Below are 25,503 nucleotides of genomic sequence, written 5' to 3'. Positions count from 1 at the left end.
GTGGTCCGGTCATCGATACTGGCAGGCTACGCGGCCTGCGTCACCCCTTGGGCTTCTTCTTCCTCACATACAGCTGCTTGCGTACGGTGGCGATGAGCTCGCCAGAGGCCGTGCGGATATCGGTATCGAACCAGCGCAGGTGCTTCTGGCCATCCGCGCATTCCGTGCGGATCTCGTCGAGCATGGCCTCCTCCACGCGGAATTCCGCATAGACGTCTTCACGGCCAGGCGCGACGAAGCGGATCTCGCCGGCCTGGTCCCAGACGATGTAGTCGTTGCCGAGGCTCTTCAGCACCATGATCATCCAGAACGGGTCGGTCATGGAAAACAGGTTGCCGCCGAACTGGGTGCGCACGTAATTGCAGTTGTACCAGGCGAGCTTGAGCTTCACCTTCGCATAGCGGTAATCGTCGAACCGCACGACGCGGATGCCGGCGAACAGGAAGGGCGGCCAGGCGTTGAGGATGCGCCGGAGGGTGGGTGCTTTCATGCCGCCATCGTAACGGTGGGCCGCAAGGTGACCTAGACCCCCGTTTCAAACACCCGTGACCTCTGGCCTATACGAGACCGGGCCGCGAGGTTCCACCATCGGGCCTTCATCCGCCGCCGGGAACCGTCCCATGCGCCACACCCTCCGCCGTGCCTCGCTTGCCACCGCCATCGCGCTGGCCACCACCGCTCCCGCCGCCTTCGCGCAGGACCTCCCCGCCCCCGTCGACCAGCCCTACAAGGGCAACCTCGCAGTGACGGTGGACCTGACCGACCAGGCCCGGCACCTGCTGCACGTGCGCGAGAGCATCCCGGTCTCGCCGGGGCACACGATCCTCTACTACCCGAAGTGGATCCCGGGCGAGCACAGCCCGAGCGGCCCGCTTTCCAATGTGGCTGGCCTGATCATCACGGCGAATGGCAAGAAGATCCCGTGGCGTCGCGACCTGAAGGAGATGTTCGCGTTCCACGTGGATGTTCCCGAGGGCGTGGACAAGCTCGACCTGAGCTTCGATTACCTCGATTCGGCGACGCCGCACTACATCCCGCTCGAGTTCAACGAAGTGTCGTTCTACCCGGCGGGCTACTACACCAGCCGCATCATGATCGAACCGACGGTGAAGCTGCCGGCGGGCTGGAAGTTCGCCACCGCGCTGGAGACGGCATCGCAAGCCGGCGATACGGTGACCTTCAAGCCGGTGAGCTACGAGAACTTCGTCGATTCACCGCTGATCGCCGGGCAGTACTTCACCCGCGTCGACCTTGCCCCGAACCAGTCGGTGCCGGTGCACCTCGATATCGTCGGCGAGACCGCCGAGAGCGTGAAGATCAGCGACAAGCAGATCGCCCCGCAGCGCAACCTCGTGGTCCAGGCGAACAAGCTGTTCGGTGCCCACCATTACAGCCATTACGACTTCCTGCTGGTGGTCTCGGACCATACCGGCCACTTCGGCCTCGAGCACCACCAGTCGAGCGATGATCGCCTGTTCGCCAACTTCCTCACCGACCCGAAGGTGCACGCTGCCGCCGGCACGCTGCTGCCGCACGAATACATCCACTCGTGGAACGGCAAGTTCCGCCGCCCCGCCGACCTGTGGACGCCGACTTTCACCGAGCCGATGCAGGATGACCTGCTCTGGGTCTATGAAGGCCTGACCGACTACTTCGCGGGCGTGCTCACCGCGCGGTCGGGCATCTGGACCACCGACCAGTGGCGCGACAACCTGGCCTCGATCGCCGCCGACATGGGTGCGCGCACGGGCCGCCAGTGGCGCTCCCTACAGGACACGGCCGATGGCATCCCGCTTTCCTCGCGTGGTTCCAGCGGCTGGGTGAACCTCCGCCGCAGCTCAGATTACTACCCGGAAGGCCAGATGCTCTGGCTCGACGTGGACACGAAGATCCGCGACCTCTCCGGCGGCAAGCACACGCTGGATGAGTTCGCGAAGGCGTTCTACGGCATGGATAGCGGCAGCTACGTGCCGAAGACCTATACCTTCGAAGACGTGGTGAAGACGCTCAACGACGTGCAGCCGTACGACTGGGCGAAGTTCCTGCGCGAACGCCTGGATTACACCGGCGACACCATGCCCGAGAAGGGTATCGAGGGTGGCGGCTGGAAACTCGCGTTCGACGACAAGCCGACCGATTTCCAGAAGACAGGGGAAACGCTGCGGAAGACCATCAACCTGGCTTATTCGCTGGGCGTGACGGTATCCGACAAGGGCGAGATCCGCGACTCGCAGTGGGAAGGCGCCGCGGCGAAGGCCGGGCTGATCCCAGGTGTGACGATCGTCGCCGTGAACGGCAAGGACTTCTCGGCGCAGGTGCTGAAGGATGCGGTGGCCGATGCGAAGAACACCACGACGCCGATCGAGTTCCTGGTGAAGAACATCGACGACTACCAGACGGTGAAGGTCGACTACCACGGCGGGCTGAAGTACCCGCACCTGGTGCGTGGCGAGGGCAAGGACCTGATCGGGGCGATTGCTACGCCTAAGAAGTAACCGTAGGAGCCCACCCTGTGGGCGACGCCTTTCGCGATGACGCAGCAGGTCTTTTTGCGTTGATGCGAGAGATGTCGCCCACAGGGTGGGCTCCTACGTTTGGAACGGCTCTTAGTGCTCCCGCGCAGTCTCGAACAGGAACCACGCGCGGCGCTCGGCCTGGTCGATCCAGTTCTCGATCAGGCTGGCCGTGGCGACATCGCCGTATTCATCGCACACGCCATGCGTTTCGCGGAGGAACGCGATGTAGCGCATGTTGTCCTCGCGCAGTTCCGCCAGCATGTCCTGCGGGGTCACGAAATCCGCATCGTTATCGGCGAGACGCTGCAGGCGGCTGATATGGCCGATGGAATGCAGCGTGGTGCCGCCGATCTTGCGGACGCGCTCGGCGATGTCGTCGGTGATCGCGAAAACCTCGCTGGCCTGCTCATCGAGCAACAGGTGCAGGTCGCGGAAGCGCGGGCCGGACATGTGCCAATGGAAGTTCTTGGTCTTCAGGTACAGCGCGAAGGTGTCCGCCAGCAGCGCGTTGAGCTCGGCCGAGATGTCACGGGTCGCATCGGCACCGAGACCGGTGGGGGTATTCAGGTCGGCCTTGCGGCGGGTCTTGGCGGCTTCGGTGTTTTTCATCACAAGCGCTCCTCGGGATAGGCTCCCGAGGATGCGCCAGCGCGCATGACAAAAGCTTGCATGTTCGCGCCGATGGCGGCGCGCTAGAGTGGCAGCGTCACCACGACGCGGAGGCCGTGGCCGCCATCGCGATCCAGCAGTTCCACGGAGGCACCGTGGAGTTCCGCAGCACGTTGCACGATGGAGAGGCCAAGGCCATAGCCATCGCCGTGGGAATCGACCCCACGCTGGAAGCGCCCGAACATGCCGGCGCGGCGCTCGGCCGGAATGCCCGGGCCGTCATCCACCACTTCGATCACCGCATGCGCATCGCGCCGCTCGATGGATAGCGCAACGTGGCCACCCGAGGGGACGTGGCGGAACGCGTTATCCAGCAGGTTGCGCAGCAGCACGCCCAGCGCGACGGGATAGCCCTCGATGATCACATCCCCATCGGGGCGGTCGATCTCGAGCTCCACGTTGCCACGTGCGATGACCGGCGCCAGCTCCTCCACAACGTCGAGCGCCAACGAGGCCAGGTCCACCCGTGCGCGGGGCCCGGAGGCCGCACCGGCCTCCAGCCGCGCGAGCGCCAGCAACTGCTCGGTGCGCCGGGCGAGTGAGACCAGGCAGTCACGCGCCGCGTTGAGGGCGGCCTGCGCCTCATCGGGCCGCGCCGAAGCGAGGGCGTTCTCCAGGTTGATCATGGTCGAGGCCAGCGGCGTACGCAGTTCGTGGGCCACGTCGGCGCTGAAGCGGCGCTCGCGTTCCAGTGCGCTCTCAAGGCGGAGGATCTGGTCGTTCAGCGCCGCCATCACCGGCTTCAGTTCTTCCGGCGCATCGCCGCTCAGGTGCACCGGCGCCCGGCTACCGGGCTCGCGATGCGCAAGGGCGCCTGCCAGATCCTCGAGGGGACCGAGGCCGCGCCGGACCGCCCACCCCACCAGCACGGCCAGCAGTGGCAGGCCGAGCAGCGTGGGCAGGCCATGTTCGATCCAGAGCGCATGGGTAATCTCGTGCCGGCTGTCATAGCGCTCACCCGCGCGGATGGTGATGCCCTGCTCTTCCATGATCAGCGTGAACACGCGCCAGGTATAGCGGCCCTGGGTCACGTCTTCGTAGCGGCCGTCGGGCACGTGCAGGCGCGGCACCGAAGCCAGGTTCTCCGTGGCCATGAGCAGGGTGCCGTCGCGGTCGAACACCTGGAAGCCCACCTCGGATTCATAAGTGCGCCCCTGCACGGTGAGTTCGGCCGGGTGGTTCGTGGAGCTCGGCACGAGCAAACGCGCCGTGCGTTGCTCGCGCAGCTGTTCCACGCCGATGCGGTTTACCAGCACTTCCAGCGTGCGCGCGGCCTGGGCGAGACGGCCGTCGGAAAGCTCGTCCACTTCTTCCAGCGTGCGTTGCGCGCTCAGGATGCCGAGCGGCAGCAGCACGGCGGCCAGCACGCCAATGATGAGGAGCAACAGGCGCGAGCGGAGGCTGAGTGGCCTCACACCGGCTCCCGCGGCACCATGTAACCGAACCCGCGCACGGTCTGGATGGCTTCAGGGCTGAGCTTGCGGCGCAAGCCGTGCACGAGCACCTCGAGCGCGCTGGTGCTCACCGCGTTCTCCGGGCCATACAGCGTGCTTTCCAGCGTTTCACGCCGGACGATGCGGCCGGCGCGTTCCATCAAAGTCTGCAGCAGCGCGAATTCACGGCGGGTGAGGTCCACCTTGTTCCCACGCCACGCCACGTCGAAGGTGCCCAGGTCCATGCTGAGCGCCCCGGCCTCCAGGCGGTTGACCGCTTCGCCCCGCGCGCGGCGCGAGAGCGAACGGATACGCGCCGCCAGTTCATCCAGGTGGAAGGGCTTGACCAGGTAGTCGTCCGCGCCGGCGTCCAGCACCTGGATGCGGCCATCGAGTTGGTCACGGGCCGACATCACGATGACTGGCGTGGTGACGCGCTGGCGGCGGGCTTCCTGCAACACCTCGAGGCCATCCCGCCCCGGCAGGCCGAGGTCGAGCAGCACCAAGTCGGCCTCGTGCTCACGCAGCGCGGCCAGCGCCTCGTTGCCATCGCGCAGCCACGTGATGGTATGGGCGAGCCGCTCCAATGCCCTGCGGATGGCATCGCCGAGCTGGGCGTCGTCTTCGATAAGGAGGATGTGCAAGCGTGCCGGGCCGATGGGGAGTCAGGGTGGATTATCGGGAGGCCCAGCTTAGCCCGTCCTTACGCCGGGCCGGCCGCATGATTCGCCGCGCGCGGAAAAAAATCACACAATGGCTGGATTCGCCACACCGGAAGTCCCCATGCGCGCCACCCGCCCGTCTGTCGCCCTGCTCGCCGTTGCCCTGCTCGCCGCCGCCCCGTTCGCTGCCCCGGCGAACGATGCCTGGACCACCCCGGCCGAGGCGGCCGGCTTCCGCACCACGCCCTCCTACGCGGACACGCTGGCCTACCTCAATAAGGTAGCGGCTGCCTCGCACGGCCAGGTCAGCGTGCAGACGTTCGGCACCACGCCGGAAGGCCGGCCCATGACGGTGGTGGTCGCAGCGAAGGATGGCGACATGACCCCGGATAAGGCCCGCGCCGCCGGCAAGCCGGTCGTGCTGCTCCAAGCGGGCATCCACCCGGGCGAGATCGAGGGCAAGGACGCAGGCCTGATGCTGCTGCGTGATTTTGCCGTCACCGGCAAGCTGGCCCACCTGCTCGACCATGCCGTGCTCGTCTTCATCCCGGTGTACAGCGTGGATGGCCACGAGAACTCCGGCCCGTACTTCCGCATCAACCAGAACGGCCCGGAGAAGATGGGTTTCCGCGGGCAATCGCAGTACCTCAACCTCAACCGCGACTACGTGAAGGCCGATGCGCCGGAAACGCGCGCGTGGCTGGGCCTGTGGAATCAGTGGTCGCCCGACCTGCTCATCGATATCCACACCACCGACGGCGCGGACTACCAGTACGACCTGACGTACTACACCGAGGACGCGCACAAGCTGCCACCTTCGATCGCCGCCTGGCAGAAGACGACGATCGAAGGCGAAGCGATCCCCGCTTACGAGAAGATGGGCCACCTCGCCTCGCCCTACCTTGAATTCAAGGACGGCCGCGACCCCACCAAGGGTATCGAGAACTTCGGCTCCGGCCCGCGTTTCTCCACCGGTTACGCGGCCATCCGCAACCGTGCAGGCCTGTTGATCGAAACGCACATGCTGAAGCCCTATGCCGTGCGCGTACATGGAACCTATGACGTCGTACGCGCGGTACTGGGCGGCATCAACAAGGACCCCGCCGCCCTGTTGGACGCCTCGAAGCAGGCCGATGCATGGGCTGCGGCGCTATCTGCGTCGTCGAACGCGTCGGTGGCCGTCACCTTCAAGGCCGACCCCACGCCAAAGCCCTTCACGCTGAAGGGCTACGCGTTCACCCAGACGAACAGCGATATCTCCGGCGATACGTGGATCCAGTACGACCCGACGAAGAAAAAGACCTACGCGATCCAGAGCTGGCTGGACCTGCAGCCCGATGCGAGCGCCCCGCTGCCTGCCGCCTGGGCGATCCCGCCGCAGTGGACCGTGGTGATCGACCGGCTGAAGGCACACCACATCCCGTATACGACGCTCGCGCAGGCGGCGACGGTGCAGGCAACGCAGGACATGCTGACGGAACCGAAGTGGGCCGAGAAGCCGTTCGAAGGCCACCACCTGCTGCGGAGCGTCACGATCTCGCCCGCCCCGGTGGACGTCGCGTTGCCCGCGGGCACGGTGATTGTCCGCGGCGATGATGCCGACGCCGTGCTCGCGGCGAACCTGCTGGACGCGCACGCACCCGATGCGCTGCTGACCTGGGGTTACCTCGATGCGATCTTCGAGCCGAAGGAATACGGCGAACCGCGGGTCATGGAGGCGCTGGCCCGGAAGATGATCGCGGAGAACCCGGCGCTCAAGGCCGAGTTCGACGCGAAGGTGGCGGCGGACAAGGCCTTTGCCGCCAACCCGCGGGCACGCCTGTCGTTCTTCTTCGAGAAGAGCCCGTGGTACACGGCGCAGAAGGTGGGTGCGTACCCGGTGGTTCGACTGGACAACGCCGCGCTCCAGCAACTGCACTAACGATGCTGTAGGAGCCCACCCTGTGGGCGACATCTTTCGCGAAATGCCACAGGGCCTGCGGCTCTTTCGCGAACGGCGTCGCCCACAGGGTGGGCTCCTACTATGGATGGTCGCTTACGCCACCACCTCGAACGGCCGCATCATCTCGTTGGCCTCGTGCTCGGCTAGGTGGCAGTGCCATGCGTAGCGGCCTTCGAAGCCGTCGAACGTGGCCACGATGCGCGTGACTATGCCCGGGTACACCTGCACCACGTCCTTCCAGCCCTGTTCGTGCGCCGGTGGTTTTTGCGCGGGGCCGACGTAGCGGATGGTTTTCTTTTCGAGGTACTCGTCGACGTCGTATGGGCGGCGGTCGAGGATCTGGAAGCGCACCAGGTGCAGGTGGATCGGGTGGGTATCCTCGGTGAGGTTCACCAGGTTCCACATCTCGGTGCTGCCGAGCTTCACCGTCTCGGTCACCGGCTCGTGCCAGCGCTTGCCATTGAGCAGCATGAGCATCGGCGTGGCGACGCAGTCGCTGTACTCGTCCATCGTCATGTCGCGCGTCTTCGAGGCGCTCCTCTCCGTGAAACGGGTGATCTCACGCAACGCATCGGGCACGCGGCTGTCGTCCTTCGCTTCGCCCTGGCCCACGGCGAAGCGCATCAGCGGCACGGCATCGTTCATCAGGTCGGCGGTGCCGCCGCGCAACGATGCGAAGTCCACGACGATATCGGCGCGTTCGCCCGGGGCAAGGAAGATCGCCTTCATCGTCGCCGGTGCGGCCAGCAGGCCCTGGTCGGAGCCGATGACCTGGAACGGTCGGCCATCCTTGAAACGCAGGTGGTAGAAGCGGCCGTTCGCGGCGTTCAGCACGCGCAGGCGGTAGCGCCGCGCCTGCACGTCGGCACGCGGCAGGATGGCGCCATTCACCAGCGTCAGGTTGCCGAACACTTCAGGCACCCATGGCGCTTTCGCGTCGCCGGAATCAGGGTAGTAAAGGCGCCCGTCCTCACGCAGCCAGCGGTCGGCGATGACCAGCGGCAGTTCGAACTCGCCCGACGGCAGCCCGAGCGAGAGCTCATGCTCGTCGCGCAGCAGGTACAGGCCCATGAGCCCGGCGTACATGTTCAACCGGTTAATGCCCATGGCATGGTCGTGGTACCACAGCGTGGCCGCGTCCTGGACGTTGGGGTAATGGTGGCGGCGCGACTTGCCCGGGACGTACCAGTCCTCCGGGTAGCCATCGTCCTTGCGCGGCACCCTGGCACCGTGGAGGTGCGTGATGGCGCGCACGATGGGCTTGTCTTCTTCGGCGCCGCAGATGTTGTGGTCCACGGGCAGGAAATGCCTCGTCGGCAGCCCGTTCGCCCAGGTGATGTCGATCGCCTGGCCCGTGCGCGCCTCGATGGTCGGCCCCGGGTAGCTGCCGTTGTACGTCCACAGTTCGGTGGGCGGCAGGTCGCGGTGTAGCTTGTGGCTGCTGGCGGCCATGCGCACGGTCACCGGCTTGCCCGTCTCGGGGCGAAGCACCGGCGGGATCGGTAGCGCATCGACGAACGGCGTGAGCTTGTTCGGATCGACGAGGCCCGGCATGCGGGTGGTGTCGCCCATGGCATGCATGCACAGGTTGTTGCCGACCTGCCCGGCGGGGGCGGCCTGCATGTGCTTCATGTCATGCGCGAAAAGCCGCGACGGGATCCATCCCGCCGCGGCCATGCAACCCACCGTCTTCAGGAAACGACGGCGATCACCCATGCGGATTACCGAACGGCCAGTGCGGCGCGTTCTTCGGCTGCCCGGTGTTCTCGTCCAGGATGAGCTGGCGATCGAACAGGCGCGGGAAGAAGAAATCGAACATGGAGTCGATGCGGCCGGCCGTCGCGTCGGTGGAACCGCCGCCAATCCGCTTGCCTTCGAGCCAGTTGTCTTCGATGAACCGGGTGATCGAGCTCTGGTCGGTCACGCCGTGGTCCACGAAGTTATCGCGGGCCCAGGGCGAAACGACGAGCAGCGGCAGGCGCGGGCCAAATCCGCAACGGCCCATCGCCGGCGTCTTGCCGTCGATACCCGGAAGCACGGTGCGGCCCTTGCACGTACCGTCACCGTCAAGCGCGTCGGTGGTACCGGTCGAGGCATGCACGTGCGGCGGATCCTGGTGGTCGTACCAGCCGTCGGAGTCGTCGTACGCGATGACCACCGCGGTGTCGTTCCACTCGCCGCTCTGCTGCAGCGCGTTGATCACCTTCACGACGAAGGCCTGCTCGTCGATCGGATCGGAGTAGCCCGCGTGGCCGTCCTGGTAGGCCGAGGCCTTCAGGAAGCTCACCGCCGGCAGGTTACCGGCATCCAGCGCATCGTAGAAATCCTCGATGTCGTACTGGTGGTTGGCCTGGTCGGTCTTGCCGATCATGCCCACCGAGGTCGGGCGCGCATGCGTCGGGTTGGCCGTGCTCGGGTCGTACTGGAACGGCTCGTGGTGCGGGCTGTAGTCGTTGGACGTGGCGTTGGTCACCTTCGACAGCGTGCGGCGCGCGCAGCCGGTGCTGCCATCCGGGTTGGTGCGGCTCACGTCGAAGCCACCCTGGAACCAGCCCCAGGTCACGTTGCGGTCGTTCAGCAGGTCGCCGATGTTCTTGCCACCCATCGTCACCTGGTTCGCCGTCGGCGAAGCGCACACGTCGCCGATCGGGTCCGGGTCACCGATCATCGTAAGGCCGCCGTGGCCGTCATCGGTTTCGGCGCCCGTGCCGTTCAGCGTATCGATCACGCCGGCGGTCTGGCCCGAGATGAGGTTGATGGCGCCCGGCGTCGAGGGGCCGAACACCGTGCCGTAGCTGTTGTCGCTCATCGCGAAATGCTGGGCGTAGTTCCAGAAGGCCGTGACAGTGTTGCCGTCGTAGTAGCCCATGACCTGGCCCTGGCCATCTTCCTGCGCATCACCGCCCGGCAAGGCTTCGCCATGGCCGGTGTACTTGGGGAACAGATCCATCTTGCCGCCGTGGAAGGCACGCTGCTCGGACGTGTAGCCGTGGTCCTGGTCGGCCGTGGCCGCCTGGGCGCGGGTGAGGCGGAACGGGTTGATCGCCGCGTCGCCGTTATCCGCGTTCTGCGCGTTCGGGTTCTTGGTGAGCAGGCGGCGGTCGTAGCCGTTCACGTTCGGCGTGAACGGGCGTGCATAGAACGACGGCTCGCCGCGGTCGTTGGCTGCGACCGGGTAGGTGCCGAAGTAGTGATCGAAGGAGACGTTCTCCTGGAAGATCACCACGACGTGCTTGATGGGGGTGGCGGTGCGGGGGCCGTTGCCGTGCCCGCCGTGGCCCCAGCCGAAGCCGAGGGCACTGGTGGCCGTTTCCGCCGGGGCGGTCTGCTGGGCAACCACCAGGGTCGCGGCCGAAAGGGAAAGCACGCAGGCGATGCCCGCGGCCAGGATCTTGCGCATGACAGTGGCTCCTCGGTGATCTTTGGTGATGCGCCGGTGGCTATGGGCCGCATCCCCTGTCATGCGGTGAGAGGGAGCGTAGGAACCTGTTATGACACCGAAGGGACAAACGGCGCAGGAAATTGCGAAATTTCGTAGATCGTGCGGTGCATCACGCCCGGCACCGAACCATGACTTCCGTCACGGTCCCCCCTGAGCAGGGCCCGCAGCGGCTATCCTCGGGCGGGGGCGGCGCCGGGGAGTGCCGACTTGATGACCATTCCACAGAGGGATATCCATGACCAAGCAGTACCTGAAGCCGCTCGCACTGGCATTGAGCGTTGCGCTCGTCGGCACCGCGTGCAGCAAGCACGAGGACGCCGCCGCGCCGGCCGCCAACTCGCCTGCCCCTGCCAGCACCGCGCCGGCCGCGGCCGCCGCCCCCGCGAAGCCCAGCTTCGACGTGGCTGAGCTCGATTCCGGCATCAACGCCTGCGACGACTTCAACGGCTTCGTCAACAGCAAGTGGGTCGCCGCCAACCCGATCCCCGAAGACCGCACCCGCTGGGGCGCCTTCGATCAGCTGGCTGAGAACAGCCTCAACACCCAGCACGACATCGTCGATGCCGCCGACAAGGGCGCCGACAATGCCAAGGCGGGCTCGATCGAGCAGAAGATCGGCCTGATCTACCGCTCGGGCATGAACGAAGACGCCATCGAGAAGGCCGGCATCGACCCGCTCAAGCCGGAACTGGCGAAGATTGATGCGCTGAAGACCCCGCAGGACATCGCCGACTTCCTCGACACCAGCTTCAACGACGGCAACGGCTACGTGTTCGGCTTCGGCTCGGGCGCGGATTTCCAGAACGCCAAGGTCCAGATCGGCTACGCGCAGCAGGATGGCCTGGGCCTGCCGACCAAGGATTACTACACCGATCCGAAGCAGGCCGATAACCGCAAGGCCTACGTCGACTACATCACCAAGACCCTGACCCTCGCGGGCGTGCCGGAAGGCGACGCGAAGACCCAGGCCGACGACATCATGAAGTTCGAAACCCAGCTGGCCGCGGCCTCGCTGGCGCCGGTCGAACTGCGCGCGCCGGAAAACCAGTACCACTTCGTCTCGGTGAAGGAAGCGGACAAGATCACCCCGCACTTCAACTGGGAGAAGTTCTTCGCCGCCCAGGGCGTGACGATCGACAAGGGCTTCTCGCTCTCGCAGCCGAAGTTCTTCGCCCAGTTCGACAAGATGCTGGCCAGCACCCCGGTCACCACCTGGCAGGCCTACCTGCGCTTCCACGCGATCGACAGCGCCTCGCCGTACCTGTCGAAGAACTTCCAGGACAACAAGTTCGACTTCTACGGCAAGACCCTCGCCGGCCAGCCGCAGCAGAAGCCGCGCTGGAAGCGCGTGCTCGGCACGGTGAACTCGTCGATGGGTGAAGCCCTGGGCCAGCTGTACGTCGCCAAGGTGTTCAAGCCGGAAGCGAAGCAGCGCGCCAACGAGCTGGTCGACAACGTGCGCAACGCCCTCAAGGCGCGCATCGAGAAGCTCGACTGGATGAGCGATGCGACCAAGGAAAAGGCGATCGCCAAGTGGAACACCTTCCTGCCGAAGATCGGTTACCCGGACAAGTGGCGTGACTGGTCGGGCCTGGATGTCTCGGGCACCAACTACTTCGGCAATGTCGAAGCCGCCAGCAAGTTCAACTACCACTACGACATCGCGAAGATCGGCAAGCCGACCGACCGCCTCGACTGGGGCATGACCCCGCAGACGGTGAACGCGTACTACAACCCGACCGACAACACGATCAACTTCCCGGCCGCGATCCTGCAGCCGCCGTTCTTCGATGCCAACGGTGACGACGCGATCAACTACGGCGGTATCGGCGCGGTGATCGGCCACGAAGCCAGCCACGGCTTCGATGACGAGGGCAGCCAGTTCGACGGCGACGGCAACAACAAGAACTGGTGGTCGAAGGAAGACCGCACCAAGTTCGACGAGCGCACCGGCAAGCTGGTGGCGCAGTTCAACGAGTACGCGCCGATCAAGGCGGAGCCGGACCTGCACGTCAACGGCAAGCTGACCCTGGGCGAGAACATCGCCGACCTGGGCGGCCTGAACGTGGCGTACGACGCCCTGCAGGAAGCGCTGAAGAAGAACCCGAAGGAAGCCGGCGAGAAGATCGACGGTTATACCCAGGACCAGCGCTTCTTCCTGAACTGGGCGCGCGTGTGGCGTGGCAGCGTCCGCGACAAGCAGGCGAAGCTGTACCTCAACGTCGACCCGCACGCTCCCGCATCGCTGCGCGCGATCGGCGCTCCGTCGAACATGGAATCGTTCGCCACGGCGTTCCAGTGCAAGCCGGGCGCGAAGATGATCCGCGAGGGCGATAAGCAGGTGAAGATCTGGTAACTCGCGTTACCTGATCATTCCTGTGACGAAAAGCGCCGCACATTGTGCGGCGCTTTTTTTGTGTCGGCCGCGGCTCGCCTGTAGGGTTTTTCCGTAGTCGCTGCAAGACCATCCCTACACGGGATGACGGCATTCGCTGCTCGGCTTCTACGCCGCGGAGCCGATAACCTGCCTTCGTCGGCGCTCATCCACGCCGGCATTTCCCACCAACGGAAGGAGTCGTGCCATGGGTTCTTATATGTGCTACTGCCACCACCTGCCGGAAGACGAAACCCTCGAGGGTCTCGACGCATCCACTACCGTGCAGCTCAGCAACGTCGAACTCGCCGAGCTCGACGACGAGTGACCCCCGACGGGGCCCCAGGGGGGGCCCCGTTTTTCATTGGACGAAAGCGATGATTCCCTTCGAACGCGAGTTCCCCCTCGCGCAGGCGCGGCTGCGCGTCGAAAGCGAACTAGCCCACCTGGGCCTCACGTGGCGCGCCGAGCAACACGGCGCCTCGCTGAACACCACGATCGTCGAACTCCAGGACCCAGCGCGCGATACGCGTTACACCGGTACCGGCAAGGGACGGGGCGATTTCTCGCTCACGGGCGCCCTGTATGAGGCCTGCGAACACTACCTGAGCCTTTACCACGCCTGCTCGCTCGACCACGCGTTGATCCCCGCGGCGCAGGTACCCGCGGGCATGGGTGCGCCCGTCGACGCCTTCCTGGCCGCCCAGCCCGGCGAGCACCTCGCCTGCCGGGTCTACACGGGTTACCTGGATGGCGCGTGCAAGGCCTATCCGTTGGCCCTTTCGCGCCCCACCTACCTCGATGCGCCCGATGGCGACGACACCTTCGACTACACCGGGCTGGCCCGCTATGCGAGCAACAGCGGCACCGCGATCGGCGCGACGTTCGCCGAAGCCGCACTGCACGCGCTGAACGAGTGCGTCGAACGCGACGACGTATCGCGCTTCCTGCGTCGCCATTTTCACGACGACACCGACGAGCCGTTGCGCGTGCTCGATGCACGCGGCAGCGGATCGGTGCTGCGCCGCGACTGGACCGAAGCGGAGGCCGAGATCGGCGCCAGCATCACCCTGCTCGATATCTCCACGCATGCCGCCGCGCATACCTACCTGGCCTTCGGTGCGCGGCCGGGGCGGCCACAGCATCTCTACGGCGCCGGCGCCTCCGGCGATGCCGTGCATGCCGCGTCGCGTGCGCTGGCGGAGCTCGTGCAGGTGCATGCCGTGGCCGACCATGTGCCGGCCGTCGGGAACGACCTTGCCTGCGAGGAACGGCGCCTGCGGCCGTGGAAACGGTTGCACCGCAGCTGCATCGCCGATCTTCCGGCGCTATGTGGAAGGCGCCGGCTCGAAAGGGTCACCCTGCCCAGGCAAGCGCGCTCGCTTGCGGTAGCCGGGGAACTGGAACGCGGCATGGCCGCGCTCGCCGCCGAGGGTTACCGGCCTCTGGTCCACGTGCTGTACAGCCGGCCGGAAACACTCACGCTGTGCCAGGTGCTCGTGCCTGGGTTCGATCGTTATTACCTGGTCTCGCGCGGGGGCATCGTCGTCCCGGGCTTCGAACGGGGAGCACCGCATGGGCATGCCTGATGCGCGCGACTGGCTTGCGTCGGAACGGGCAGTCCTTGACCAGATCGCCCTCGCGCGCACCCAGCCGGGGCACCCCTGGCTGCTGCGCGAGACGTGCCCATCGGCGCGCCAGCAATACTTCATCCTGCAGTGCGGCGGCCTGCGCTGGGTAGGCCGCCGCTGTCGCGGCCGCGCCAGCGGCACGCCGTCCCATGCGATCCGTTCTGATGACCTCCTGGGCGACCCGTTCCGCTTTGGGTTTGGCGGTAACGAGACACACCTCGACGTGACCTTGCGCGATGGCCGGCAGGCCGCCGCGTTCCTTGCGATGGCTGCAGCCGACGCGTCGGCGGAGCTGATCTTCCCATTCCCGGCGCTGGACGCCCACGGCCGCGAATGGGTATGCCCACCGCAGTACTGGCAGGTGGCTTCGCGCCATGCAGCGAGGTTTGCGGAAGACGAACACCACCTTCGCGAGCTGTGCGCGCGCACGCTGACGAACGCCCTGCCCCCGGGTGCGCTTGTCCACGACCCCGCCTGTTCCACCGGCGATTTCGTCGCGGCCATGGCGCGCGCTTGCCCCGGCCTGCGTTTCACAGGGAGCGACCTGTGCCCCGCCATGGTCGACACCGCGCGGCGCCACCACGGACACGTCGTCCCCGATTTCGCCTGCGCCGACGCGACCGCGCTCCCCGCGAGCAGCGTCGACGGGCTGCTGCTCCGCTTCCTTAATGTCGAAGTGGTCACGCGCAAGCAGGCGCTCACACTTTTCAGGCGGCTCGCAACCACCATCCGCCCGGGCGGCGTCGCCGTGCTGTTTGGTCATAGCGGCGTACTCGTACCCGTACACGCCGAAGCGGCCCGGCTCGGCTGGCAGGTACTCACCTGTACGGCACCCACCGCTGACGGGCGTGGCCTGTTCCAGTGGTACGTGCTGCGAGCAGGCGCTCGCCGGACGCAACCGGATCTCGCTTAGATGACACTTACAAGGTAATTGCAACTCGTTCTCATTATCTTTACGATGTGCAATCTGTAGGTGTCGCACCCTGCGTTTTCTAGGGACACAACCCAACTTCCCCACCGCTGGCCCCCGGCCGGCGCGGGTCGGCTTGTGCCTGCGGCAGCCCAGCTCTCTCAAAAAAAGCCCCGCAAAGGAAAGTCCATGGCCCACATCAAGAGCCGCAAGCATGCCGTTCCGGCCGCGCGCACCGTCGGTGCCGCCGCCCTCCTCGTCTTCGCCCATGGCGCCATCGCCGCCGACGCGCCGCCGCAGCAGGCCAAGGTAAACGACGCCCAGGCCCTCCCCGGCATGCAGGTCGATGCGGACCGTTCCTCCGACTACCGCACGGATAAGGTCTCCTCGCCCAAGTTCACCCAGTCGCTGCTCGATACGACGCAGACGATCCAGGTCATCGGCAAGGAACTGATCCAGCAGCAGGGCGCCACCACGCTGACCGAGGCGCTGCGCAACAGCCCTGGCGTCGGCACCTTCTACGTCGGCGAAAACGGCGCCACCAACACCGGTGACGCCATCTACATGCGCGGCTTCGATACCTCGGGCAGCATCTTCGTCGATGGCGTGCGCGATCTCGGCACCGTGTCGCGCGACGTGTTCAACATCGAACAGGTCGAAGTGACCAAGGGTCCGGATGGCACCGAGTACGGCCGCACCGCGCCGACCGGCGCCGTGAACCTCGTCAGCAAGCAGCCAGTGCTCGGCAACGGCGTCAGCGGCAGCGTGCAGGGCGGCAGCGGTTCGCGCGAGCGCGCCACCGCCGACCTCAACCGGCAGATGGGCGATACCGGCGCGTTCCGCCTCAACGTGATGAAGCAGAACAGCGGCGTCGCCGGCCGTGACCAGGTCGAGCAGAACCGCTGGGGCGTCGCGCCCTCACTCGCTTTTGGCCTTGGCACGCCGACCCGCGTCTACCTCGACTACCTGCACGTGAAGCAGCGCAACACGCCGGATGGTGGTATCCCCACCATCGGCCTGCCGGGTTACGCCTCGCCGGATAACCGCGCGTTCCTCGGCACCGCGCCGAAGGTCGATACGGATAACTTCTACGGCACGAACCAGGACCACGACCGCAACACGCAGGACCTGTTCACGATCCTCGTCGAGCACGACTTCAACGACCAGGTCGCCCTGCACAACACCACGCGCTGGGGCCGTACGCAGCAGGATTACCTGCTCACCTCGTTCCTGGCCAGCGGCGCGAACATCATCACGCCGAACCCGAACGATCCGTCGACCTGGACGCTCGCGCGCAGCACGCCGACGTTCAAGCACCAGTCCAATCGCATCGCGACCAACCAGACCAACGTCACGGTGTCGATCGATTCGGGCGCGGTGAAGCAGGACATCAGCGCCGGTGTCGAGCTGACGCAGGAAAAGGCCCGCGCCATCGGCATGGGCGCGCTGGGTGGCAGCACGTGGCCGGCGGCGAACCTGTACAAGCCGTACTCCGACGTGGGCGGCCTCCGCTACGGTGAAACCGGCGCACGCAGCGATGGCAAGACCAACACCGCGGCCGCCTACATCTTCGATACCGTGAAGTTCGGCGAGTCCTGGCAGGTGAACGCCGGCGTCCGCTTCGATCATTACAAGACCGACTTCAGCAGCCTCGTCGCCTGCGGCGGCCGCGGCGCACCGGTGTGCGGCCGCCTGCCCACCGGCAGCATCGTGCCGGGCGTGGATGCATCGAAGAGCGATAACCTGAAGAACTACAAGCTCGGCATCCTGTACAAGCCGGCCGCGAATGGCAGCATCTACGCCAACTTCGCCCAGTCGCAGGAGCCGCCGGGCGGCAATACGCTGACGCTCTCGTCGGCCACCAACAGCGCCGACAACCCGAACTTCGATCCGCAGAAGGCGAAGACCGCCGAACTCGGCACGAAGTGGGACCTGCTCGGCGAGAAGCTGCTGCTTACCGCCGCCCTGTATCGCACCACCGTCACCAACGAGCTGGTGCAGGATCCGACCGACCTGCTCTATTACCAGATCGGCAAGAAGCGCGTGAGCGGCGTCGAGATCTCGGCGGTGGGCAAGTTCACCGACAACTGGGCCGTGAGCGCGGGCTTCACCACCATGAATGCGAAGGTGGAGACGGGCACCAACGTATCGCAGGATGGCAGCTCGGACCTCGCGTACAACCCCAAGCGGGCCTTCACCGCATGGACGACGTACCACTTCCCGTTCAACCTCACGATCGGCGGCGGCGCGCGTTACAGCGGCGAAATGAAGCGCGGTACCGATGGCGCCATCGGCACGCCGGACCACACCGAGAGCTACTGGGTGTTCGATGCGATGGCCAGCTACCCGGTCAGCCGCAATTTCGACGTCCAGCTCAACGTCTACAACCTGTTCGACAAGAACTACGTCGCGGCGATCAACAAGAGCGGTTACCGCTATAGTCCGGGTACCCCGCGTTCGGCCATGCTGAGCGCCAACTTCCGCTTCTGATCGCCCCGAGGGTCATCCATCATGCTCCTGCACATTCCCGACGTGCTCACCTCGGATGAGGTCGCTGGGATGCGAAAGCAGATGGACGGTGCCGAGTGGACCGATGGCAGGGAAACCGTCGGTCCACAGGGCGCCAGGGTCAAGCGGAACCTCCAGCTTCCGCAGGCGTCGCCGGTGCGCACGGCACTCGGCGACCTGGTGGTGGCGGCACTGGGCCGCCACCCGCTCTACCACGCGGCGGTGTTGCCGCTGCGCACGCTCTCGCCGCGTTTCAACCGTTACGAAGGCGGCGGCGAATACGGCTTCCATATCGATGGTGCGGTGATGCAGGTCGATGGCGACGCGCATGTGCGCAGCGACGTGTCGTGCACGCTGTTCCTTTCCGATCCGGATGAATACGACGGTGGCGAGCTGATCGTCAGCGACTTGTACGGCGAGCACGAAGTGAAGCTGGCCGCCGGTGATGCCGTGGTCTATCCCTCATCCAGCCTGCACCGGGTCACGCCGGTGACCCGCGGGGCACGTATCGCCTCGTTTTTCTGGGTGCAAAGCCTGGTGCGCGACGACAGCGCGCGCCGGCTTTTGCTGGAAATGGATACGGCTATCCGCAAGCTCACCGCCGATGGCGCCGACCAGGGCTCGATCCTGCAATTGACCGGCGTCTATCACAATCTGCTGCGGCGCTGGGCGGAAACCTGATCCATCGGCCTGTTTTTTGCACAGGCTTAACGAAAAGGTAGGCATGCAGGCCCCGGGGCGGGATAATCATCCACCCCCAAGGCCGTACCCCCACAAAGCATGTTCGAACCTGGTCAACGCTGGATCTCCACCGCCGAACCTGAACTCGGCCTCGGCACCATCCTCCGCATCGAAGGGCGCGGCGTGCAGGTGCTGTTCGCCAAGGCGGGCGTCCTGCGCCCCTACGCCATCGACAGCGCCCCACTGGTGCGCGCCGAATTCCGCGCTGGGCAGCGCGTATCCGGCAAAGGCATCGCCTTCCTGGTCGAGCGCGTGGAAACCCGCGAAGGCCTGCTGGTATACCGCGGCGAAGGCCGTGAACTGGAAGAAGGCCAGCTCGATGATGAGCAGGCCATGTCGCAGGCCGACGACCGCCTGATCGGCGGACGTACCGATACCAACGACAAGTTCGACCTGCGCGCCGAAGGCCTGCGCCGCCGTGCGGAAGCGCGCCGCGCTGCCTCGTGGGGCCTGGAATCGGCCCGCATCGGCCTGGTGCCGCACCAGTTGCGCGTGGCCGGCATTGCCGCCGCACGTCGTCCGCCACGCGTGCTGCTCGCCGATGAAGTGGGCCTTGGCAAGACCATCGAAGCCGGCATGATCCTCGCCCGCCAGCTCGCCGCCGGCCGCGCCGAGCGCGTTTTGCTGTTGCTGCCGGAAACGCTGGTCTACCAGTGGTTCGTCGAACTGCTGCGCCGCTTCAACCTCTCGTTCTCCATCTTTGATGAGGAGCGCTGCGAGGCGATCGAACAGGGTAACGATGGCCGCAACCCGTTCGAGGACGAACAGCTCGTCATCGCCGATTTCGCGTTCCTGGAAAGCGCGCCGAAGCGTGCAGCCCAGTTGGCCGAAGCCGGTTGGGACCTGATCGTCGTCGACGAGGCGCACCACCTCGAGTGGACGCCCGAAGGCGCCAGCCCGCGTTACCGCCTGGTCGAGGAACTCGCCGTGGCCACGCCGGGCGTGATCCTGCTCACCGCGACGCCCGAGCAGCTTGGCCGCGCGGGCCACTTCGCCCGCCTGCGCCTGCTTGACCCGCAGCGTTACAGCGACCTCGATGCGTACCTGGCCGAATCCGCCAATCTCGCGCCGCTCTCGGAACTGGCCAACACCCTGGCCGATGGCAAGCCCCTGGACGATGCGCAGCGTGCGCTGGTCGCCGAGCGCTTCAAGGGCGATCGCGAGATGTCCGCCCTGCTCGACCGGCCGAATGGCAGCGCCTCCGTGCTCGCCGCGCTGATCGACCGCCACGGCACCGGCCGCGCGATGTTCCGCAACCGCCGCGCCGGCATCGGCGGCTTCCCGCACCGCGTGCCTGAGGTGATCGAGATCGATCCCGCCACGCTGTTGCCGGGCAAGCGGGAAACCCTCCTCGCCGAATTCCGTTCGGATATCCAGCAGCCGCCCGCGCCGCTGGAATTCGATTACGCCGATGATCCGCGCATCACCGAGCTGGTCGGCCTGCTCGATGCCCACCCGAACGACAAGTTCCTCCTGCTCTGCCGTAGCCAGGGCAAGGTCATGGCGATCGAAGACGCCCTGCGCACGCGCAGCGGCGTTGGCGTGGCGCGTTTCCACGAAGGCCTTGGCATCGTCCAGCGCGACCGCAACGCCGCGTTCTTCGCGCAGCCCGATGGCGCGCGCCTGCTGATCTGTTCCGAGATCGGCTCCGAAGGCCGCAACTTCCAGTTCGCCCACCGGTTGGTCATGTGGGATCTCCCGCTGGATCCGGACCTGCTCGAGCAGCGCATCGGCCGCCTCGATCGCATCGGCCAGAAGCACGACATCGTGATCCACGTGCCGGTGGTGTCGGACAGCGCCCAGCACATTCTGGCGCGCTGGTATGACGAAGGCCTGGACGCGTTCCGTACCAGCCCCGCCGATGGCCGCGAGCTGCTCCGCCGCTTCGGCAGCCTGCTCTCGACCCTGGCCGACGAACATGCGCGCGAAGACGATAACCGCGACCAGGAACTGGACGCGCTGATCGCTGAAACCCGCGGTGCACACGAAGAGCTGTCCGCACTGATCCATGCCGGCCGCGACCACCTGCTCGAACTGGCCGCCAGCCGCGATCCGCATGCCGACGATCTCGCCGGCAGCTTCGCGCGCGACGACCACGATCCGTCACGCGATGCCTTCATCCAGCGCCTGTTCGAGATGTATGGCGTGCACGCGGAAGAGCTGGCGAAGGACATCACCCTGCTCGATCCGCAGTACCTCTCGACCGATGGCCTGCCAGGCTTCGCCGAAGGCCCGCTCTCGGTGACGTTCTCGCGCGATACCTCGCTGGCCCGCGAAGACCTGCCGCTGCTCCGCCTCGATCACCCGATGGTGCTGGCGGCCGTGGACCTGCTGGTATCGGGCGAGACCGGCAACGCGGCGTTCCTGGTCGATGACAACCTGCCGGTACGCACCGCCCTGCTCCAGTCCGTCTATGTGCTGGAAGTAGTCGCCGACCGCCAGCTCGACGCCGGCCGCTTCCTGCCGACGACGCCGCTGATGATCACGGTGGACACCAAGCTCACCGAGCGGCCGAATTTCCGCCCCAGCGATGTCGCCCTGCGCCGCGCCGCCGACCGGAATATCGACGTGGCCCGCTACCGAAAGTTCCTGTCGAAGCTGGTGCCGCCGATGCTCGAGCATGCGAAGGACCTGGCCGAAGGCCGCGCCGAGGTGCTGAAGATCGAGGCCGTGGAGATGGCGAAGGCCGAACTCGACGCCGAGTTCAGCCGCCTGCTGGCCCTGCGCCAGGTCAACCCGTCGATTACCGAAGCCGAGATCCAGGCCGTGGCCGCCGAGCGCGGCGCCTTGCTCGATGCCCTGCCCGAAGCGCGCCTGCGCCTCGACGCGGTGCGCTTCGTGGTTAGCCCGGACTTCCTCGCACTGCGCTGAGTGAACTCAGTATTGCGGGCGTGGTGGCGGCCTTACGCCCCACGCCCAGAGCAGTGCCAGGCCAGCGACAAGGCCGCCCAGATGGGCGAAATGGGCCACGCCTGACAGCGTACCGGTGACGCCGAAGATCAGTTCGGCGGCGCCGTACAGCGTGACGAAAAGCCAGGCAGGGATCCCCACCGGGATCGGGATGAGCATGAGCTTTTCGCGCGGGAACAGCATCGCGAACGCGGCGAGCAGCCCGAAGATCGCGCCCGACGCACCCACGGTGGGGTACATCTTGTCGGGCTCGAAGAAGTACAGCACCGCCAGCTGCGCGACACCCGCCGCCAACAGGCAGGTGAAGTAGTAGATGAGGAAGCGGCGCGCTCCCATCACCCGCTCCAGCAGCCCGCCGAACATGTACAGCGCGTACATGTTCAGCACGATGTGCATGACCCCGCCGTGCAGGAACGCGTAGGTCACCAGCTGCCAGGGCCGGAAGCCGAGCCCCGCGATATCTCCGCCCCCGAGGTTCACCGCGATGTAGTGACCAAGCGGCCACAGCCCCAGCCAGCGGGTCACTGCGATCGTGTTGTCGTCATCGAGCAGCAGCTGCAGACCGAACAGCACCACGTTGGCGATGAGCAGGTTTCGGGTGACCGGGGGCAAGCGTGGTGTCATGGGGAATCCGGGTCCAGCGAGGATCAGGCCAGCGGCGTCGGCTGCAGGATTTCGATCCAGTATTCGTCCGGATCGCGGATAAACGCAATGTGGCTCATCCGGCCGTCGGTAAGGCGCTTCTGGAAGGGGACTTTCAGCGCCTCGAAGCGGGCGCACGCCACGTTGACGTCCGGTACGCTCACGCAGAGGTGACCGAAACCGCGCGGCTCGGTGTTGCCGTTGTGGTACGGCGTCTTCGCTTCCTTCTCCGTGCCGTGGTTGTGCGTGAGTTCCAGCACGCCCGGCTGGCTGAGAACCCAGCGCTTGCGCGCATCGTCGTCTTCGGGGATCACCGAGGTGTCGCCGACGAGTACCAGGTACACGATGGTGAACTTCGCTTCGTCGAACACATGCTGGTACACCGGCGTGAAGCCAAGCACGCGCGTGTAGAAGTCCAGCGACACTTCGAGATCACGCACGCGGATCATGGTGTGGTTGAACACGTAGCGTCGGGTGGCGATATCCGGTGACGCGGTGACGCCCGGCAGCTTGGTCAGGTCGGAAAGGGACATGGGGAGGAGGACTCTTGGGGAACAGGCTCCAAGGGTGGCTGCGGTGCCCGCGCAATTCAAGCTTGGCAGGGCACCGCTACATAAAATAGGCAAATACCTACACGGTTTTGCGGGCGCCGCCTTCACGGATGGATAGAAGCAACAGCACCACGGCGAGTGCGCCGTAGGCACCGACGAATTGCCACACCAGCGTGCGCGATGCCGCATCAAGCAGCCACGGCAGATAGACGGCACCGATGGGCTGTACCGAGTGGATCACACCGAAAGCCGTAAGCACGGCACCCAATGCGACGATGCCCGCCGCCTTGCGGACGTGCCCGTCGATCATCGCGACGACGAAACTGGCCCAGACCATCGACGTGATGATGAAGCCGTTGCCGAGGATGACGATGACAGCGAGCTCCGAGATGCCGTGGCTGGCGTCGGCATACAACGCTCCGAACCGCGCCGGATCGACGATCGAAGGATCGCCAAGCTTGATCGCGAGCATGCGTGCAATGGCCGGGAAGAAGCTGAAAACAACGGCCGCGGCATAGCGCAGGGGGACGGCTTCAAACGCCTGCACGGTGATGCCGATCGCGACGAAGACCAGGATCGGCGCCAGCACCGCAACAGGCAACAGTTCCACCAGGTTCGAGAGGTAGCCGAAGATGCCACCGAGGCCGATGACCAGGCCGGTGACCAGCGTATAGCCCGTCCGTGCGCCCATGGCCTTATAGGCGGGCTGCCCGATGTAGGGCGTGGTCTGAGCGACGCCACCACAGACACCGGCCACGAGCGTGGCAAGCGCCTCGACCAGCAGGATGTCCCGTGTCGAATAGTCATCGCCTGCGGCGCGGGCGCTCTCGGTCACGTTGATGCCACCGACCACCATGAGCAGGCCGAACGGCAGGATCAAAGCGAGGTACGGCATGGTGGCCGGCAGGCCGGCGATGAACCCCAGCGAAGGCCAGGGGAAGCCCAGGCGCCATTCCCAAGCGGCCGGTGCGTGGTAGCCCGTGCCGAGCAGGCCGAGTGGCCCCAGGCCGTAGTACAGCGCCACGGCGACCGCACCAGCGGCCAGGACACCCGGCGTGCCGAACGGCAGGCGCCGCTTCGCGACCAGCGCGTAGAGCACGATGCCGAGGCCGGCGAAACCGACCACCGGGACACGCATGATCTCGACCAGCGGGAGGAAGCCCATGAGCACCAGCGCGATACCGGCGATGGAACCGAGCAAGCCGGCGCGTGGCACCGAGCGCTGCACCCACGCCCCGAAGAACGACAGGACGAACTTCAGCACGCCCATGACCACGAGCGAGGCCATGCCCAGTCGCCAGGTGGCCTCGCCGGCCGCGACGGGATCCATGCCCGAGGCCTTGTAGCCTGCGAACGCGGGACCCAGGACCAGCAAGGCCATGGCGATGCTGGTCGGCGCATCCAGACCAAGCGGCATGGCCGTCACATCCGCCCTGCCCGTCTTCGCGGCAAGGCGGCGCGCCATCCACGTATAGGCCAGGTTGCCCAGCAGCACGCCCAGTGCCGTCCCCGGGAACATCCGCCGGTAGACGATATCCGCCGGCATCCCGAAGATGCCGATCAGCGCGGTGGCAAGGAAAGCCAGGATCGACAGGTTGTCGACGACGAGGCCAAGCACGCCGTTGAGGTCACCACCGCCGAAGGCGCGGCGACGGGCCGGGTTGCCAGGCGCGGCCATCAGAACGACACGTCCGCGGGCTGGGTCACGCGCAGCACCGACTGGTCACCGGTCTTGGCCTTCCACGCGGTGCGGATGGCCTCGACGTCCGCCCGGCGGGCGGGCGTATCCGGGTAGAGCAGGAGCAGCAGCTTCGAACGGAGCCGCTCTGGCTGCGCCTGGCCCTTGCCTTGCCACTGGCCATAGACGTCGACGACGGAGAGGCCATCGGGGAAGCGCTTGGTTACCTCGCGATCCAGGAAGGTGCGCCAGCCCGCTTCATCCACGCCGCTGCTGGTGCCCTCGAGGCCCAGCCCGAAATAGAGCTCCGTGCGGACCCAGCCCGCCGTGCTGGCCGGGTGGGCCGTATCGCCCGCCAGGGTCGCGGAAACCGTGGCGGTCGGCGGCGCATGCGACGGCGAGCTAACGCAGCCCGCGAGCAGTAGCGATGCAGAAAAGAGAAGGCCTGCGGTGATCTTCATGCGGATTCCGGCGGATGGTTCGTTATGGACGTCCATACGGCCAGACGTCTTTCCTATTGACACAGCGTACACTGCGGTGCAACAAATGTCGCACATTCCGCACTTTCCTGCGGCGCCAGGGCACCCATGACACGCCTCCTTCCCACGCAGCATGCCATGCCGGGCCGCGTCGCGGCTTGCGGGCGATGTTGCCCGGGCGCGCTGGACTGATACAGCCCCTTCGCGGCTCGAACGCCTTCCTTCCAAGCCCGCCGCACGGCGGAAGCTCCCGTGCGCGTCAATCCAGGATCCATCATGCGCCACTCCCGCCTCCCGCTCGCCATCGCCGTCGTCCTCGCCACGGCGGCGACCGCGCCCCGCGCCCAGCAAGCCGACGGGGGGGCCGGGGGGGGGGGGGGGGGGGTGGGCGTGGGGGGGGGGGGGGGGGGTGGGG

Annotated in this window: 18 protein-coding genes; 8 read left to right on the top strand and 10 right to left on the bottom strand. The window is 66.3% G+C overall.

Going from position 1 to position 25,503, the window contains the following annotated elements; translation table 11 throughout:
• Positions 1 to 40: 40 nt before the first annotated feature.
• Complete coding sequence (locus tag ACTHLF_RS16225; protein ID WP_440328556.1) at positions 41 to 490, bottom strand: DUF4442 domain-containing protein; 450 nt, start codon at positions 488 to 490, stop codon at positions 41 to 43.
• A gap of 130 nt (positions 491 to 620) precedes the next feature.
• On the opposite strand from ACTHLF_RS16225, the gene ACTHLF_RS16220 reads away from it, so the two are divergent.
• Positions 621 to 2,495, top strand: coding sequence for a M61 family metallopeptidase (locus tag ACTHLF_RS16220; protein ID WP_440328554.1), 1,875 nt, complete (start codon positions 621 to 623; stop codon positions 2,493 to 2,495).
• Positions 2,496 to 2,606: 111 nt separating this feature from the next.
• On the opposite strand, the gene ACTHLF_RS16215 is transcribed toward ACTHLF_RS16220, so the two are convergent.
• The 3 genes from ACTHLF_RS16215 to ACTHLF_RS16205 all read right to left on the bottom strand — a co-directional run bounded on the left by ACTHLF_RS16215 (position 2,607) and on the right by ACTHLF_RS16205 (position 5,262).
• Positions 2,607 to 3,125, bottom strand: a complete 519-nt coding sequence (locus ACTHLF_RS16215; protein WP_440328553.1) for a Dps family protein — start codon at positions 3,123 to 3,125, stop codon at positions 2,607 to 2,609.
• Between the two features lie 83 nt (positions 3,126 to 3,208).
• Entirely contained in the window at positions 3,209 to 4,600 is a 1,392-nt protein-coding gene (locus ACTHLF_RS16210) for an ATP-binding protein (RefSeq protein ID WP_440328551.1), read from the bottom strand.
• Positions 4,597 to 5,262, bottom strand: a complete 666-nt coding sequence (locus ACTHLF_RS16205) for a response regulator (RefSeq protein ID WP_440328549.1) — start codon at positions 5,260 to 5,262, stop codon at positions 4,597 to 4,599. The genes ACTHLF_RS16210 and ACTHLF_RS16205 overlap by 4 nt, the downstream gene beginning before the upstream one ends.
• 139 nt (positions 5,263 to 5,401) lie before the next feature.
• Here ACTHLF_RS16205 and ACTHLF_RS16200 point away from each other — a divergent pair, with 139 nt between their 5' ends.
• Positions 5,402 to 7,201 carry a M14 family metallopeptidase gene (locus tag ACTHLF_RS16200; protein WP_440328547.1) on the top strand — a complete coding sequence of 600 codons (1,800 nt, stop codon included), beginning with the start codon at positions 5,402 to 5,404 and terminating at the stop codon, positions 7,199 to 7,201.
• A 114-nt stretch (positions 7,202 to 7,315) separates the two neighbouring features.
• Here ACTHLF_RS16200 and ACTHLF_RS16195 read toward each other — a convergent pair whose 3' ends face one another.
• Both ACTHLF_RS16195 and ACTHLF_RS16190 read right to left on the bottom strand, forming a co-directional pair.
• On the bottom strand, positions 7,316 to 8,938 hold the full coding sequence (locus tag ACTHLF_RS16195; RefSeq protein ID WP_440328545.1) for a multicopper oxidase family protein: 1,623 nt from the start codon (positions 8,936 to 8,938) through the stop codon (positions 7,316 to 7,318).
• Positions 8,931 to 10,622 (bottom strand): phospholipase C, encoded by a 1,692-nt coding sequence (locus ACTHLF_RS16190; RefSeq protein ID WP_440328543.1) that lies wholly within the window; start codon positions 10,620 to 10,622, stop codon positions 8,931 to 8,933. Before ACTHLF_RS16190 ends, ACTHLF_RS16195 begins: the two co-directional genes overlap by 8 nt.
• A 277-nt stretch (positions 10,623 to 10,899) precedes the next feature.
• Between ACTHLF_RS16190 and ACTHLF_RS16185 the strand changes: the two genes are divergently transcribed.
• From ACTHLF_RS16185 to rapA, 6 genes are all read left to right on the top strand, one after another.
• On the top strand, positions 10,900 to 13,020 hold the full coding sequence (locus tag ACTHLF_RS16185; protein WP_440328542.1) for a M13 family metallopeptidase: 2,121 nt from the start codon (positions 10,900 to 10,902) through the stop codon (positions 13,018 to 13,020).
• 395 nt (positions 13,021 to 13,415) lie between these two features.
• A complete protein-coding gene (locus ACTHLF_RS16180; RefSeq protein WP_440328540.1) occupies positions 13,416 to 14,627 on the top strand; it encodes a YcaO-like family protein in 1,212 nt (403 codons plus the stop codon).
• Positions 14,614 to 15,582: a class I SAM-dependent methyltransferase gene (locus ACTHLF_RS16175; protein ID WP_440328538.1), complete on the top strand. Its 969-nt coding sequence runs from the start codon at positions 14,614 to 14,616 to the stop codon at positions 15,580 to 15,582. Before ACTHLF_RS16180 ends, ACTHLF_RS16175 begins: the two co-directional genes overlap by 14 nt.
• Positions 15,583 to 15,768: 186 nt before the next feature.
• The gene (locus tag ACTHLF_RS16170; RefSeq protein ID WP_440328536.1) at positions 15,769 to 18,069 is read left to right on the top strand and encodes a catecholate siderophore receptor Fiu; all 2,301 of its coding nucleotides are present in this window, start codon (positions 15,769 to 15,771) and stop codon (positions 18,067 to 18,069) included.
• Positions 18,070 to 18,090: 21 nt separating this feature from the next.
• Positions 18,091 to 18,768, top strand: a complete 678-nt coding sequence (locus ACTHLF_RS16165) for a Fe2+-dependent dioxygenase (RefSeq protein ID WP_440328535.1) — start codon at positions 18,091 to 18,093, stop codon at positions 18,766 to 18,768.
• A 99-nt stretch (positions 18,769 to 18,867) separates the two neighbouring features.
• Positions 18,868 to 21,699 (top strand): RNA polymerase-associated protein RapA, encoded by a 2,832-nt coding sequence (rapA, locus tag ACTHLF_RS16160; RefSeq protein ID WP_440328533.1) that lies wholly within the window; start codon positions 18,868 to 18,870, stop codon positions 21,697 to 21,699.
• A gap of 6 nt (positions 21,700 to 21,705) precedes the next feature.
• On the opposite strand, the gene ACTHLF_RS16155 is transcribed toward rapA, so the two are convergent.
• The 4 genes from ACTHLF_RS16155 to ACTHLF_RS16140 form a co-directional block, all read right to left on the bottom strand.
• Positions 21,706 to 22,362 carry a rhomboid family intramembrane serine protease gene (locus ACTHLF_RS16155; protein WP_440328532.1) on the bottom strand — a complete coding sequence of 219 codons (657 nt, stop codon included), beginning with the start codon at positions 22,360 to 22,362 and terminating at the stop codon, positions 21,706 to 21,708.
• A gap of 23 nt (positions 22,363 to 22,385) precedes the next feature.
• A complete protein-coding gene (gene gloA / locus ACTHLF_RS16150) occupies positions 22,386 to 22,913 on the bottom strand; it encodes a lactoylglutathione lyase (RefSeq protein WP_440328531.1) in 528 nt (175 codons plus the stop codon).
• A gap of 97 nt (positions 22,914 to 23,010) precedes the next feature.
• Complete coding sequence (locus ACTHLF_RS16145) at positions 23,011 to 24,609, bottom strand: hypothetical protein (protein ID WP_440328530.1); 1,599 nt, start codon at positions 24,607 to 24,609, stop codon at positions 23,011 to 23,013.
• The gene (locus ACTHLF_RS16140) at positions 24,609 to 25,070 is read right to left on the bottom strand and encodes a DUF3574 domain-containing protein (RefSeq protein ID WP_440328529.1); all 462 of its coding nucleotides are present in this window, start codon (positions 25,068 to 25,070) and stop codon (positions 24,609 to 24,611) included. Before ACTHLF_RS16140 ends, ACTHLF_RS16145 begins: the two co-directional genes overlap by 1 nt.
• Positions 25,071 to 25,503: the final 433 nt, after the last annotated feature.

Origin of the sequence: Luteibacter sp., from assembly GCF_051958795.1 — a bacterium.
In the GTDB taxonomy this organism is placed as follows: Bacteria; Pseudomonadota; Gammaproteobacteria; order Xanthomonadales; family Rhodanobacteraceae; genus Luteibacter.
The sequence above is the reverse complement of the archived record's forward strand: the minus strand, read 5'-3'. Positions and strand labels throughout refer to the sequence as shown.